A 15,767-nucleotide genomic window follows, 5' to 3' on the forward strand; every position below is an offset into this window, starting at 1 on the left:
AATCTTTAAAATCATACCCTATCGATCCCGAAAACCTCAATACTGTTTTAAAAACCGAAAATCTCTCCATCGGATATCGCGACAAAAATGCATTAAATGTAGTTGCCGCAGATATTAATTTAAAATTACACGAAGGGGAACTTGTGGGTTTAGTAGGAGCTAATGGAATTGGTAAATCTACCCTGTTAAGAACCCTATCCAAGGTACAACAACCGTTACATGGTAATGTTGTATTATCAGACAAAGATCTTAATTCGTATAAATCGATAGAGTTGGCCTCTCAATTAAGCATTGTCCTAACCGAACAAATTGCTTCAAAAAATTTAACAGTTCAAGAATTAGTAGCTCTGGGTCGTCAACCTTATACAAATTGGGTAGGTAAAATGGTCGAAGAAGATATTGAAAAAGTAGTTAAAGCTATCGAGGTAACGCATATATCTGATCTTGTTTCAAAACGATGTTTTGAGCTTAGTGATGGACAACTACAAAAAGTACTTATCGCTCGTGCCATTGCTCAGGACACACCATTTATAATGCTTGATGAACCTACCACTCATCTTGATATATATCACAAAGCGTATATCTTAAAACTATTAAAACGTCTTGCGTTCGAGACTAAAAAAACAATTTTATTCTCCACTCATGAAATCGATTTTGCGATACAATTATGTGATAAGATGATCGTTATGAACAAAGACGGGTTTGAGTTTGGTCGTCCTAAAGAATTAGTACAAGCAAGGGCTTTTTCGGGATTATTCCCTGAAGACCTGATACTTTTTGACACTAAATCAGGAAGATACAAGGTTAGAAATTAAGACTATTACACATACAAAAACATATATTATGAGACCTCATCATTTTAAATTTTTGGTTTACTTATTTGCCGTTTCCTTATTTATCTCTTCTTGTTCTAGTGATGATAATTCTTTACCTCCCGAAATTGAAAATCCCAATGAAAATGGCTTAACAGACTATCAACTTAGTGTTGTAACTTATTTTAAAGCAATAGCGTTAGGGTTCGAATTTGGTAACGCAAGTAAAATCACTAGAAAATGGACTTCGACTATGAAAATTTTTGTAGCCGGGACTCCTAGTGCAGGGCTAAGAACGGAATTAGATCGTATTGTATCCGAACTTAACACTTTGGTATCAGATGGTTTTAAAATTGAAATTGTAGATGATGTTAATCAATCCAATTTCTACATGTTTTTTGGTACCGGTGACGAATATGCAACTCTATACCCTAATCAATCTTCATTAGTAGCTAATAATTGGGGATTGTTTAGCATATTCTGGGATGGGGCCAATGCGCTTAACACCGGTCATATGTATGTAGACATTAATCGTGCTAGTGATGTAGAACAAAAACATCTGCTTAGAGAAGAGTTAACACAATCATTAGGGTTGGCTAGAGATTCTAATACATATCAAGAAAGTATTTTTCAATCCGCATGGACCAGAACAAACGAATATGCTACAATTGATAAAGATCTTATTAAACTCTTGTACCACCCAGACATGGAAATTGGATTAAATGCTACGCAAGTCGAGGCGCTATTAATTCGTATTCTAAAAACTCCATAGCAAAACATTATACCCTAAGGATATTAGTTTGATTAAAATAAATCTTTTCTGACTTCTAATCTTTATCTTTGAATAAAGTAAATTAGAGAGTTCATGTCAGAATACACACCGATCATTATTACCGTTGGGGTAATTATAATATCAATCATTATTGGCTTTTTTATTGGTAAATATGTGGCTTCATTAAAAAATAAAAGCCAAGAAAGTGCCGTTCAGGAAAGAGCAACTCAATTGCAATATCAATTTGATGAATTCAAGAAATCTTCTGAAAATCAAATTTCAATTCTTAGTCAGGATCGAGAAGAAATCCGAAGAGAAAAAGATCTGATAAATACAGAACTCACCCGGCGTAATGCTCAGTTTGAAAACCTCCAACTTAAAAATACCGAACAAAAAGAAGAAGTAGAAAAACTACAAGAAAAATTCACCAAAGAATTTGAGAATCTTGCCAACAAAATTCTTGATGAAAAATCAAACAAGTTTACAGAACAGAACAAAGAAAATATAAAAAACATCCTTACTCCTCTTCAAGAAAAAATCAACACCTTCGAAAAAAAGGTTGAACAAACTCATAAAGAAAGTATTGATTATCATGCTGCTTTACGTCAACAAATTTTGGGACTCAAGGATTTAAATGAACAGATGAGTAAAGAAGCTACTAACCTTACAAAAGCGCTTAAAGGTGACAATAAAATGCAAGGAAACTGGGGTGAACTGGTACTTGAACGTGTATTAGAAAAATCTGGATTGGAGAAAGATCGTGAATATTATGTGCAACAAAGTTTTACCACACCTAGTGGTGAACGCGTATTACCTGATGTAGTTATTTATCTACCCGATAATAAGAAAATGGTTATCGATTCTAAGGTAACACTTACCGCATATGAACGATTTGTTAATGAAGAAGATGACATTCTTAAAGCTGGTTATCTTAAAGAACATATTAACGCTTTAAAAAGACATGTAGATCAGCTTTCAGAAAAAAATTATCAGGACCTCTATGATATAGAATCACCCGATTTTGTATTGCTATTTGTGCCTATAGAGCCTGCATTTGCTATTGCAATTAATGAAGACAACAAACTTTATAATCAGGCTTTTGAAAAAAACATTGTAATTGTTACTCCTTCTACACTTCTAGCTACATTGCGTACTATAGATACTATGTGGAATAACGAGAAACAACAACGTAATGCGATTGAAATAGCAAGACAAGCAGGAGCTTTATATGATAAATTTGAAGGATTAGTTAAAGATCTAACTGGAGTTGGTAAAAAAATCGATGATGCCAAAAAAGACTATTCTGCAGCCATGAACAAATTAGTCGAGGGACGAGGAAATTTAATCACTAGTGTAGAGAAACTTAAAAAAATGGGAGCCAAAGCCAAAAAATCTTTACCCGAAACCATTATCAAAAGAGCGACCGAAGATAACGATTTTTAAAAACTACTATATATGAACGGTATAGATCTATCACAGATTATAATACAGCTATTAATGGCACTACTTTATGCTATACCTACCCTATTATTTATAATTATTAGTGCGTATTATATAATGAACAAAGGAGCCAAAACAGATGGCCTTCTAATTCTTATAGGGAATATCATTATTATTTTGTCTACAATCATTGGTAAAATCTTATTTATTCAATTTGTTTATTATCAAAAATGGGAAAGTACCATGTATTCGTACATAGTTACCGCAGTTAATATTTTTTCTTTTATTGGTGCTATGCTATTCGTTGTAGGCTTATTTTTATTAATTAGAAAAGTTGTGAAAAATAAATTATAAGTATAACATAATGAAAATAAAACATCTCTTCATCTTATTATTTTTAATTGGATGTATCACACATGCTCAACAAAATTATTTTCCTGACAGACAAAATTGGGAAGAAAAAACTCCAACTGAATTCAACATAAATTCGCAAAAAATTGATCAAGCGATTCAATTTGCAGAAGAGCATGAATACTCTGGAGCCAAAGATCTAAGACAGGCTATCGTAAAAGGGTTCGAAAGAGAACCATATCATAAAATTTTGGGACCCACCAAAAAACGTGGCGGTCCAGCTGGGTTAATTATCAAAAACGGGTATATTATTGCCAAATGGGGCGATATAAATCGTGTAGATATGACTTTTAGTGTTACTAAAAGCTATTTATCCACCATGGCTGGGCTTGCAATAGATCATAAACTAATACCTTCTGTAGATACTAACACCTATACCCATGTTTGGGATCATACTTTTGATGGAGCGCACAATAAAAAAATTACATGGCGACATTTACTTACTCAATCTTCTGATTGGTCTGGTCAACTATGGGGAGGATTTGATTGGGCAGATCGACCACCTCGAGAAGGAGGAATTGATGGCTGGAAACTGAGAACATTAAACAAACCCGGGACTGTTTTTGAATACAATGATGTTAGAGTAAATGTATTAGCATATTCTTTATTAAATGTATGGAGACAACCATTACCGCGAATTTTAAAAGAAAAGATAATGGACCCTATTGGAGCCTCTACCACATGGAGATGGTTTGGATATGACAATTCGTGGGTGACTATAGATGGCATGAAAATGCAATCTGTGAGTGGTGGTGGACATTCTGGTGGTGGAATGTTTATCAATACATTGGATCATGCTAGATTTGGACTCCTTTTTTTAAACAATGGGAATTGGAATGGAAAACAGTTATTATCAAAAAATTGGATTAATGAAGCTATTAAACCCTCACAAGCAAATCCTAATTACGGATTTATGTGGTGGTTAAATCAAAAAGGAAGTCGCCATTGGGAAGGACTCCCTGAACACATATATTATGCTGCCGGTTTTGGTGGTAACTTTATTGTTATTGATCAAAAACAAAACTTGGTAGTAGTAACAAGATGGTTAGAACCTAATCAAATTGATGAATTTATGACCAAAGTATATAGTGCCTTATGAAAAAAGTATTATTGATAATTATTATAGCAATTCTTGCGCTTTTTGCAGGATGGTATGCGTTTGTATACTATGCTAGTTATAGTGAAGGAACAAGAAGTGGTGAGTTAATTAAGTTCAGCAATAAAGGGGTAGTTTTCAAAACCTGGGAAGGAGAAATTAGCCAAGGAATTTCTGGTGCACAAATATTTAGTTTCTCTGTAGAGGATAAAGACAAAACTATTATTAAAAAACTCGAAAAATTTCAAGGCAGGTATGTAAAACTCAAATACAAAGAACGATTTGGTCAGATCTCGTGGCTTGGAGATACCAAGTATTTTGTTATTGATGTAGTTGAAGAAATTTCGCCGCACTTTAGAAATAAATAAAATGAAGTGGTATGAAAAAATATAAAACTAACAAAGAATCTAGAGTTATCATCTCTGAATTGATGCTCCCTTCTCATTCAAATTTTAGTGGAAAAATACATGGAGGATATATTTTATCGCTAATGGATCAAATTGCCTTTGCTTGTGCTTCGAAACATTCTGAAGCATACTGTGTTACCGCAAGTGTCGATAAAGTAGATTTTCTTAAACCTGTTGAAGTTGGAGAACTCGTAACTATGAAAGCATCTGTAAACCATGTTGGTAATACATCAATGGTTGTTGGTGTGCGTGTAGAATCAGAAAATATACAAACAGGAAAGGTAAAGCATTGTAATTCTAGCTACTTTACCATGGTTTCTAAAAACAGTGAAGGGCAAAGTGTACCTGTTCCTGGTTTAATTTTAGAAAACAAAACCGCAGTACGTCGATTTGTTAGAAGTATCATACGCAAAGAAGATGCACAAGCAAGAAGAGATCGTTTTAAAGCTTCTGAATTTGAATTTGAGTCTCATATCGAATTATTAAAAGAATATAAGGTCAAAATTGAATTATAATTAAATCTCTAAACCTACGTTATATAACCAATTCTTAGAATCTTCGTATATTTCAATAAAAAACCCCGAGCTATGAAGAATGCCCTCCATAAATTTGTCTTATTTACTTGTGTTCTATTTATAGCAAGTTGCAGTAGTAGTGATGACACTCCAGATCCAGATCCGGATCCAGATGTAAATCCTAACCCAAATAAGATAACTACTTATGAAGCCGATGTAAAAGCCATTATTGATCAACAATGTTTACGTTGTCATACCATTCCTTTGACCGAGGGTGCTCCTTTTCCTATGAGGAATTATGACGAAGTAATTGTTGGTGTAAATCGGGATTTAGTATTAAGAATGGTCTCTACTAGTATTAATAATGTAATGCCTCCATCTGGTAGGCTTCCTCAAGAAACTATTGATATTATTCTAGATTGGGAAGCCGACGGTTTTTTAGAGAGGTAGTAAATTCCTAGTTTTTAGTTTTTTTGCTTATTCTAGATTACCTACTTTAATCGATTGCAAGGTATCATTGTTTTTACCTGCAATTATATACTGAGTGTCTTTTACATTAATTTTTGCCATATCTTTTATATCCCCCGGCAAGTACAAGCCACTTTGATTTGCAGGGATTGGTGTAAAGTTTCCGGCACCATCACCTTTAAGAAATACACCATATCCGGCATCATTTCTAGGTGTTTCTACTTCAGAAACATATAAGTTTCCGGCAATCAAAGCATCTAAATGCCCATCTTTATCAAAATCATCTACCAAAGTTTGATTAATCGATGATATTTGTGCTTCTAATGGTAGTTTATGGATCATGAATTTACCATCACTATTTTCAAGATATACACTTGCAAAAGACTTAACCTGGTAATGCAATGAAGATTCTAACGACTCTTTAGTATATACATCAACTAAGGTAGCTTCAGAAAAACTTTTATAGTCCTTAAACTTATATTCGATACCCGATATTTGTTCAGAAGAGCATTGTCTTCCTCTTACAGGAAATTGTTTTCCTTCATTATAATAACTCAATACAATATCTGCAGAACTATTTTTATCAAAATCGTTTACATAAATATCGAAAGTTTCATCTTCTGATGCTTGATACTTATAATTCAATCCATTATTACCAATAATGTAATCCATATCCCCATCATCATCAAAATCTCCTTCGGCAATACTCCACCACCAACCAGTTGTATCTGTTGTTAAACCTAATTCTTCTGACTCCTCTACAAATCCAGTTTTAGTATTTTTAAACACTCGAATTGGCATCCACTCGCCAACGACAATAACATCTAACCAATTGTCATTATTATAATCTGTAATTACAGCACTTGTTGCCATACCAAGGTTTAGAAAATCTGGTGCATGAGTCTCTGTTACATCTTCGAATTTCACTGTATTATTCTCACTTACATTTTTTAATAAATGAGTATTAGCAGGCATTGGATATTGCCAAGGTATCTGCCTACCCAGTACTATTAAATCTTGTTTACCATCTTTATCAAAATCAATATTATATACTCTCGAACCACTAGTAAACATCTTAGGCAAAGCTACTTCATCTGCTTTCTTAAAATCACCAGATCCATTATTGATATATATTCTGTCTTGAAGCAAATCAGAATCTGGCGAAAACTCATATCCACCACTTACAACATATAGGTCATTATCTCCATCTTGATCAGCATCAAAAATAACCGCTCCTATATCCTCATTTGATTTATCAAATTCGAAAACCGGTGTTTCCTGTTTTTCAAAACCCGTATCTGTTTGAAAAAACATGCTTCCTGATTGCTCTGCAGCTCCACCAACAAAATAATCATCCAATCCATCATTATTAAGATCCCCAACAGCTAATGCAGGGCCAAAAGATGACATTTTATGAGGTAATAACACCTGTCTTCCAAAATCATTATACGTATTTTCTGTATGCTTGTACGCGGGGAAAACCTCATCTTCATTAGACACAAACAAAGTTTTATATTCTTCATTTGTAGAAGTATTAGCAGATGCCTCCTCATACATAATTGTCAATTTTTGATTTGCCTGAACACTATGTAGTACTTGAGATTTTTGATCAGGCCAAACCACTTTTAATTCGTTTATCGTACTAGCCGTATGTAAACCAAAATGTAACTCGGGAGCAACAGAGGATTGAAAACCTCTTGACAATGTTAATTCTTGCATTTGGGTTCCTGCATCTGTTGTTATATAAACTCGTGCTCCTAATCCAAATTTATTTTGCGAATTTCCTTTGAACCCTATCGAAATATAATTACTGTTTTTCGAACTTCTATTTTCGAAAACCGAAGCATAATCATCTATATTATTAGTAATTATTTCTAAGTCTCCATCATTATCAAGATCGGCATACACTACGCCATTAGAAAATCCTTCATATTGAATACCCCATTTTTCATTTACCTTTTCAAAACTTAAATCGCCTTTATTTTGAAACATAAAGTTGTCTATCTTTTCTGAAGGTATGTTTAAACTTTGTTGTAAAAGACTGTCTTTATTAATTTTAGAATCAGATAAGTTCTTAAAATAATCATTGTTATTAATTTCTCGTCTAGTACCATTACTGATAAATAAATCTTTATACCCATCATTATCAAAATCTGCAAAAAGTGGTCCCCAACTCCAGTCTGTAGATGATGTTCCTGTAATTCTAGATACATTAGAAAACTTGGGAATACCTTTTTCTACTATTCCTGTATTAAGTTGAAAGCAATTGTGCATATATTGATAGTGAAATCCCGAATTTACTGTACTCCAAAATAATCTGGAATTCATACTTGCCATATTCGCTTTTTTTCGTCTATTCGACTCGGCATCCATATCAACTTGAAAAACATCAAGGTTTCCATCATTATTATAATCTGCTATATCAGCCCCCATTCCAAAAAAGGCTGTGTGTGCCGTTGCTTCTTTTACAACTTCTTTAAAAGTTCCATCTTGATTATTAATGTATAAATAATCCGGAGTACTAAAATCGTTAGACACATATAAATCTGGCCAACTATCGTTATTTAAATCTCCAACAGTAGCACTCAAAGTAAGGCCAAAACTTTTAACACCTGCCTCTTCCGTAACATCCGTAAATGTATCGCCGTCATTTCTATAAAGATGATCTGTTTCATGATCCTTAATATTCTTCATTTTAAAAGAATAATAAAAATTAGGTGCATTAAAACTTGTAGGAGGGTAATTCGCAACATATACATCTAAGTCTCCATCCTTATCAAAATCAAAAAAAGTACTTTGTACACTGTTACCAATATCATCTAAACCGTATGCCGCTGCCTTTTCAGAAAACGTAGTGTCTCCATTATTTATAAATAATTGGTTCTGTTTTGGCTCAAACTTACCTCCAACAGAGCAATAGATATCTAAGAATCCATCACCATTAATATCTACCATTGTCACACCTGTATACCATCTACTATCACCAGATAGTCCTGCTTTTTCAGTTACATCTTCAAACTTGAGATTACCTTTATTTAGATATAATTTATTAGAAACTTGATTCCCTGTAAAGTAAATATCTTTAAGTCCATCATTATTTATATCTCCTACCGATATTCCTCCTCCCATATACAAATAGGAATAGGTAAAGTAATTTAAAGAATCATTTTCGGTTAAGGTATTACTAAAATCAATTCCCGTATCTGAATGAACAAGATTAGTAAAAATCTTTTCGCTTATTAATTCTTCCTTCTGTGTACAACCCACCAGTAATAGTGAAATAACAAAAAATTTTACCCATTTACTTAACATACAATTCCAATTTTTTAAAAAACAAAAAAACAGTATGTGAAACATACTGTTTTTATAAAACAATTCAAACTAAAATAATTTAATAACCATCATTTTGTTTAATAACACCTCCACTTACATCTATTACACTTTGTGCAATTGGATATACAACGCTTCTTGGTGCAAAAGACACACCACCTAGATGTGTTCTTTTTGTAGACTCTTCAGTTAAATAACTTGTAAGCACATTAGTTGCTTCTCCTCTTCTTACCAAATCAAAGAAACGATGTCCTTCTAAAGCTGTTTCGATTCTATACTCATGAGCAACTGCTCTAATAGCTTGATCTTGACCTGTAAAAGTACCATACGTACTAATTACATAATTGGCTGCTGGCGTTGCTGTTGGCATCCCATCTGCATCTACTTCTCTAACAAAATCTTCCATATTAGTAGCACGCATTCGTACTCTATCTACCAAAGATACTCCAAGATCACCTTGCCCCATTGCGGCCATAATTTCTGCTCGCCATAAAAGTATTTCTGCAAACCTAATGACATTAGTGTTTATTGCACTTACTGCAGGTGCCCATGCACTAGGAGCATCTATAGTTGCATCTTCGAATTGGCTTTCTCTAAATACAGAAATTTTTTGCAAGTACGGCCCTCCGTTTGCAGGGTTTCTAATCCAGGATTGTCCTGGCATAATTCCCCAACCATTAAAGTCTATACCTCTACGTCCAACTTTCCAATCTAATCTAGGGTCTAATTCCCCAGTATAAGGTGTAAAAGCTGCATCAGAAGCAATACCATCATCATTAGTTACATCTACATCATTAAATGTATCTAATAACGGTAAACCTGCAGCATCTGTTTTATATGCATTTACAAGGTTTTGCGAAGGTTGGAAAAAACCACAGCAAGCTCCACCTGTTGTTCCTACCGGAGCACCATTAGGAAAATTAAGCGCTTGCCCCCAAGTACCATTATCATCTTGAGAAGCACCGTCATCAACCGTATGCTGAACTGCGAATATTGATTCGCTAGAATTTTTTGTAGCTGCATTAAAGTTATCCGAATATTTTGCAGTAAGACTATAAGGTCCTGCATTAATAACATCATCAAGCACTGGTGTTGCCGAAGCATAATCTAACTGATACATATGAGCTTTTGCTATGTACGCCTTTGCTGCCCAACTATTTGCTGCACCAACAAATCTTGAAGTTTCAGGAAGGTTATCTATCGCAAATTGAAAATCTGCTTCTATCAAGGCCCAAGAATCTATATTTTCATTGGTTTGAGACTCTGTAACAGTTTCATCAATATAAGGTATTTTACCCCATATTTTCTTTGCTTCAAAATGATAATGTGCTCTTAAGAATCTTCCTTCTGCAACAAACTGAGCAGATTCTGCAGCTGTTAAGTCTCCATTCTCTAATCCCGTTTGTGCACCACGTATGGCCTCGTTACTTCGCGCAACTCCTTCAAAAATTGCATTCCATAAAAATCCATAGTAACTATTTTCGGTGGATAAGGCTCTATAAGCCTCAACATTATCAATAATAGGTTGATCTCCCGGATCACTCCCCTTGTATGCATTATCAGATGCTACTTCTCCATAAATCCAATGAGAAGGGTCAGATCTCCACGGATCTGATGTTGATACGTTTAAATCTAACATACCATATGCTGCAGTTAATTGAGAACTAACCCAACCACTATCAAACACAATAACATCTTCACTCAATTGCCCTTGAAGGGGAATCTCTAATTCATCCTTACATGATTGAAATACAACCCCTATCTGTAATAAAATACAAATCACTATAAGGATTCGTTTGGTTTTTGAAAATTTTAATATCTTAATCATTACAATTTTTTTTTAAAATGAAACGTTCAATCCCATGTTCACTGATCTTGAAACGGGGTAAGCTCCTCTATCAACTCCAATTTCTAAATTGGCTTGTTGTTGATTGGTATAGTTCGATAGATTAATTTCTGGATCTAAACCACTATAGTCAGTGATGGTAATTAAATTTTTCCCTTGTAAAAAGATTCTAATTTTATCAACATTTAACTTAGAGCTAATTGTATTACCAAGAGTATATCCAATGGCTATATTTTTAAGTCTTACATAAGAACCATCTTCAATATAATATGAAGAACCTACTGATTCATCAGCACTTAGTGTGAAAGCTGGTAATGTACCGCCTGTATTCGTAGGTGTCCAAGAGTTTTGTATGTAATCCAAACTTCTCGCTCCTTCAAAATTTGAAAAATCCGTCCAGAATCTTGTCAAATTATAAATATCATTTCCTTGCGAACCTTGAAAAAGAAGTGATAAATCAAAGTTTTTATACTCTGCGTCAAAATTTATCCCATAAGTAAAGTCTGGGTGAGGATTACCTATAATATCTCTCGCATCACCGGTAATAATAGCTCTCCCTGTATTTGGATCAATTCCTTCCCAGGTAAACCCAACAAAAGAAGAAATAGGCTCTCCTGCAAGAGTATTAGTAGTTTCAAATCGTGTTTGCGACCCCAAAGTTGGATTTGCAATAACTTGATCCAAGTTGTTTTCATCTAAGAAGTCAACTTCGTTTTTATAATGCGATACATTTAATCCTATTGAATAAGAAAAAGCTCTATCTGCTCGATTTGAATACTTAAGGCCTAGATCAAAACCTGTATTGGTCATTTGACCAAAGTTTCTAAAAATAGAACCAATAGTATTACCAAATACTGTAGGATCAACAGGTACTGCAAGAAGCATATCCTTAGTAACTGCATTATATACGTCTAGATCAACACCAAATCTATTATCAAATAAAGATGCCGATAAACCAAAGTTTGTGGTCGTAGTGGTTTCCCATGTTAAATTAGGGTCTCCAATATTAGATAAGAAAAATCCTGTTTCTCCATTATAATTATAAAAATTCAAATTGGAAGCAAATGAGGTTACACCCCTAAAAGCTGGTACCGAATTATTTCCTACTTGCCCCCAGCTAAACTTAAGTAACAAGTTATTCACTATTGAAGAATCTTCTAAGAAACCTTCGCTAGACATTCTCCATCCTAAACTAAATGCTGGAAAAACAGCATCTTGATTTCCTCCTTCAAATAAAGAAGATTGATCTTGTCTTACTGTAGCACTCAACAAATACTTATCGTCATAAGTATAATCTATTTTTCCAAAAACAGAAAAACTAGATGATTTTGATTGCCCACTACCAACAGTCTGTGTTCCTGTACCGGCACTTAAGAATGTAAAATCAGGTGTATCCTGTAAGAAATCTGTGATCTGCGCAAAAAATTGATCAAATCTATTCTTCTTAAATTCTGTTCCTACAAAAGCATCAATATTATGTACTCCGCCTATAGTCTTATTGTATTGTAAAATATTGTACCAGTTGGTATTGATTACATCGGTTGATGTTTCTCTTAATAAATTTACTTGTCTTGCGGCAGAATTCTCAACATCTACAGGTCTAAAAAAGGTGAAGTTTGAACTACTCATATCTGCTGTAAATGTTGATTTTAAAGACAATCCGTCTATAATATCATACTCTACATATACCGATCCAAGTGCTCTAATAGTCTCGGTTGGGTTATTAGCATTTCTATCTGCTTGACCAATTGGATTAGAAGCATTACCTACACCACCAATAGATGCCGTACCTGCATAATTTCCTCCTACGTCAAAAACAGGGATCAACGGATTACTTCTGTAAAGTGAAGCAATTTGACCTTCATTATCTTGATTACGAGAACTTCCTACTGGATCCAAGATTCCTATTCTTTCAGAGTATGATACATTTACGGCCTCTCCAATTCTAAAACGATCTGTAATATCAAATTCAGAATTTACTCTTAAATTATAACGTTCAAAACTAGTAGCTCTACCAACTCCTTCTTGATCTAATAACCCTAACCCAATATATAGTTTAGAGTTTTCTCCTCCTCCATTTGCTGATATATTATGTTGCTGTACAAAAGCCGCATCAAAAAATGCATCAAACCAATCTGTTCCTGTTTTATTTGCTCTTGTTATTCTATTATTAGGAAAGCTATACGTGCTTTCATCAACATTTCCTGAAACTCCTTCTGGTAATATGTAATCTGGCAATACAGGATTTGCACCTGATCCATATTGAGGGTGAGAAAGTGCTTGTCCATCATTTGTAAGTGCTTGCCATCTAGCATCCGCTATTTGTTGCGGCGTAGCGAACTCAGGAAATACAGAATCAGGTATAAAATCAATACCTGTTAGCGCATTATAGCTAAAAGTAACTTTATTATTTCTATTACCGTTTTTTGTAGTAATCACGATTACCCCATTTGCAGCGCCAATACCATAAATTGATGCAGCTGCTGCATCTTTCAAAATTTGAATTGATTTTATATCACCAGGATTCAAATCATTTAAACCTTGTCCTGTTTGTACACCATCAATAACATACAGTGGATCATTACCATTAATGGTTCCATACCCTCTAATACGTACCGCAGAGTTTCCTCCAGGTCCACCTTCAACACCTACTGTAACACCAGCGGCCTGGCCTTGTAATGCTTGTTCAATACTAGCAGGAGTAGTTGCTGCAATAGCTTCTGATTGTACGATACTAACAGAGCCAGTAATATTTCGTGCACTTTGTCTTGTATACCCTGTAACAATAACTTCACTTAATTCGCTTGCATCCTCTATAAGTGTTATATCCACAGTAGCCTGGCCAGAAAATACAACTTCTTTCGTTACAAAACCTATATAAGAATATACCAATGTTTCTCCGTTAGCTACTTCTAAAGAATATTTACCATCAAAATCAGTTTGGGTTCCTCTATTTGTACCCTTAACAATTACACTAGCACCCGGCAATGGAGATCCATTTGATGTTACAACAACACCATTCATTAAACTCTGAATAATTTCTTCGGGTTCTGAAAACGTTTTCGTGCCTACTTCTTTTTTTTGTTTAGAAATAACAATTTGCCGATCAATTATTTTGTAAGTAAGGTTTGTCTTTTGAAACGCCTTGTTTAAAATTTCAATAACTGTAGACTGCTTAAGATTGAGTGTTACTTTATGGTTAGTCTTTATAACCTCATCTTTATAAAAAAATATAAATTCACTTTGTGAATGAATCTGATCAAACAGATCTTCTAAAGTTCCATTTTTTACATTAACATTTAGTTTTGTTTGCGAATAAGAGTTATAAGCGTAAGCGCTTGTTAGTCCGAGACACAGGAATAAAATAAAAACTCTCATAATAGTTAATAAAAAATTGAATGTCCTCTTTTTAGATGAAAAAGAAAGACAGTTAGCTTTTTTATTCATAATTTTGTTTTTTATACATTAAGTATTGCGTTATCGCAATATTTTGACTTAGGTCAGAAAATGTTGCCGCATTTTCTGACTTTTTTTTATAAAATAAATGGGTGGTTATTTATTGTTTCATATAATTTGTGTGTTTTAGTTAATTACAATTTTGCCATTTTCCTTTTTATATTTTAAATCGGTAGTTTCTTTTAATACCTCTAGCACTTTTTCAATACTATCCTTTAAGTCCAAATGTCCCGAAAAAGTTTCTGCTTGCAACTCTTCACTTTGTATAAGGATCTGAACATTATAATATCTAGATAATTTTTTCACAATCACATCTAGCTTTTGTTTTTTGAAAATAAATTTCCCATCACGCCATGACATATATTTCGTAACATCCACCGTACTACTGCGAAGTGTATTATTTTTATTATTATATACTGCCAAGGTACCTGGTGTAATTTTTATTTTAGATTTCCCAAAAATAGAATTGTCAGAATATTTTATTTCTACCTTCCCTCTTTCTAAAGCAGTACTGGTATATGAATCATCTTCATAACTACTCACATTAAACACGGTACCCAATACTTTAATATCGTAATCATTCGTAATTACATAAAATGGTTTTTCTTTATCATGTCTTACATCAAAAATCGCTTCTCCTACCAAATGGACTTCTCTTTTATCACCATTAAACGCTACTGGATACGTTAACTTTGATCCCGAATTAAGCCATACTTTAGTTCCTTCAGACAACGTTATTTTCGTTCGTTTCCCATACGGTACAATAATCGTATTAAAGCTATCTTCAGAGCGTTGTTCAACCTTTTTTGAGTTATTTATATCAACCTGATTTCCAGAACTTGAGTATGATATACTAGAAACTCTTTCTGATATTTTCACTTCTTCTTTATTACTAAGTACTAGCTTAACATCTCCTTCTTTGTTAATATCAACTTTATTAACATCTACGAAGTTTTTAATTTTTGAAGAATTATTAAAACTATTCTGGTAGGTCACAGACACCACTAGTAATGAAACAGCAGCAGCAGTACCAAGAGCCAGCGCAAATCTTTTCCTTTTCTTCTTTCTTCGATATTTATCGACAGAGGTATTAATCCTACTTTTTAGAAATTGTTTTTCTTTTTCAGTTAACATCTTGGGGATATTAAATACATTAAATTATTTTTCTTTTTCATAAGAACATCTTGATATTGATTTGTTTATATAATGTCAAA

The 15,767-nt window shown here is 33.7% G+C and carries 12 protein-coding genes; 8 read left to right on the plus strand and 4 right to left on the minus strand.

What is annotated here, in order from left to right; genetic code table 11:
* Positions 1–68 precede the first annotated feature (68 nt).
* The 8 genes from DK508_RS07845 (at position 69) to DK508_RS07880 (ending at position 5,903) form a co-directional block, all read left to right on the plus strand.
* Positions 69–815 carry an ABC transporter ATP-binding protein gene (locus DK508_RS07845; protein ID WP_370443836.1) on the plus strand — a complete coding sequence of 249 codons (747 nt, stop codon included), beginning with the start codon at positions 69–71 and terminating at the stop codon, positions 813–815.
* Between the two features lie 28 nt (positions 816–843).
* Positions 844–1,584 (plus strand): DUF2927 domain-containing protein, encoded by a 741-nt coding sequence (locus DK508_RS07850; RefSeq protein ID WP_160114601.1) that lies wholly within the window; start codon positions 844–846, stop codon positions 1,582–1,584.
* 93 nt (positions 1,585–1,677) lie between these two features.
* Entirely contained in the window at positions 1,678–3,027 is a 1,350-nt protein-coding gene (locus DK508_RS07855; RefSeq protein ID WP_109300194.1) for a DNA recombination protein RmuC, read from the plus strand.
* A gap of 12 nt (positions 3,028–3,039) precedes the next feature.
* Complete coding sequence (locus tag DK508_RS07860) at positions 3,040–3,378, plus strand: hypothetical protein (RefSeq protein ID WP_109300195.1); 339 nt, start codon at positions 3,040–3,042, stop codon at positions 3,376–3,378.
* A gap of 10 nt (positions 3,379–3,388) precedes the next feature.
* Positions 3,389–4,534: a serine hydrolase gene (locus DK508_RS07865; protein ID WP_109300196.1), complete on the plus strand. Its 1,146-nt coding sequence runs from the start codon at positions 3,389–3,391 to the stop codon at positions 4,532–4,534.
* Complete coding sequence (locus DK508_RS07870) at positions 4,531–4,899, plus strand: 6-phosphogluconate dehydrogenase (protein WP_109300197.1); 369 nt, start codon at positions 4,531–4,533, stop codon at positions 4,897–4,899. Before DK508_RS07865 ends, DK508_RS07870 begins: the two co-directional genes overlap by 4 nt.
* An 11-nt stretch (positions 4,900–4,910) precedes the next feature.
* Positions 4,911–5,453: an acyl-CoA thioesterase gene (locus DK508_RS07875; protein WP_109300198.1), complete on the plus strand. Its 543-nt coding sequence runs from the start codon at positions 4,911–4,913 to the stop codon at positions 5,451–5,453.
* Positions 5,454–5,525: 72 nt separating this feature from the next.
* On the plus strand, positions 5,526–5,903 hold the full coding sequence (locus DK508_RS07880; RefSeq protein ID WP_109300199.1) for a hypothetical protein: 378 nt from the start codon (positions 5,526–5,528) through the stop codon (positions 5,901–5,903).
* A 27-nt stretch (positions 5,904–5,930) separates the two neighbouring features.
* On the opposite strand, the gene DK508_RS07885 is transcribed toward DK508_RS07880, so the two are convergent.
* The 4 genes from DK508_RS07885 to DK508_RS07900 form a co-directional block, all read right to left on the minus strand.
* Positions 5,931–9,233 (minus strand): VCBS repeat-containing protein, encoded by a 3,303-nt coding sequence (locus tag DK508_RS07885; RefSeq protein ID WP_109300200.1) that lies wholly within the window; start codon positions 9,231–9,233, stop codon positions 5,931–5,933.
* 79 nt (positions 9,234–9,312) lie between these two features.
* A complete protein-coding gene (locus DK508_RS07890) occupies positions 9,313–11,079 on the minus strand; it encodes a RagB/SusD family nutrient uptake outer membrane protein (protein ID WP_109300201.1) in 1,767 nt (588 codons plus the stop codon).
* A gap of 12 nt (positions 11,080–11,091) precedes the next feature.
* A complete protein-coding gene (locus DK508_RS07895) occupies positions 11,092–14,544 on the minus strand; it encodes a TonB-dependent receptor (RefSeq protein ID WP_109300202.1) in 3,453 nt (1,150 codons plus the stop codon).
* Positions 14,545–14,679: 135 nt separating this feature from the next.
* Positions 14,680–15,687 carry a FecR family protein gene (locus DK508_RS07900; protein ID WP_109300203.1) on the minus strand — a complete coding sequence of 336 codons (1,008 nt, stop codon included), beginning with the start codon at positions 15,685–15,687 and terminating at the stop codon, positions 14,680–14,682.
* Between the last annotated feature and the right edge of the window lie 80 nt (positions 15,688–15,767).

The organism is Aquimarina sp. AU474, from assembly GCF_900312815.1.
In the GTDB taxonomy this organism is placed as follows: Bacteria; Bacteroidota; Bacteroidia; order Flavobacteriales; family Flavobacteriaceae; genus Aquimarina.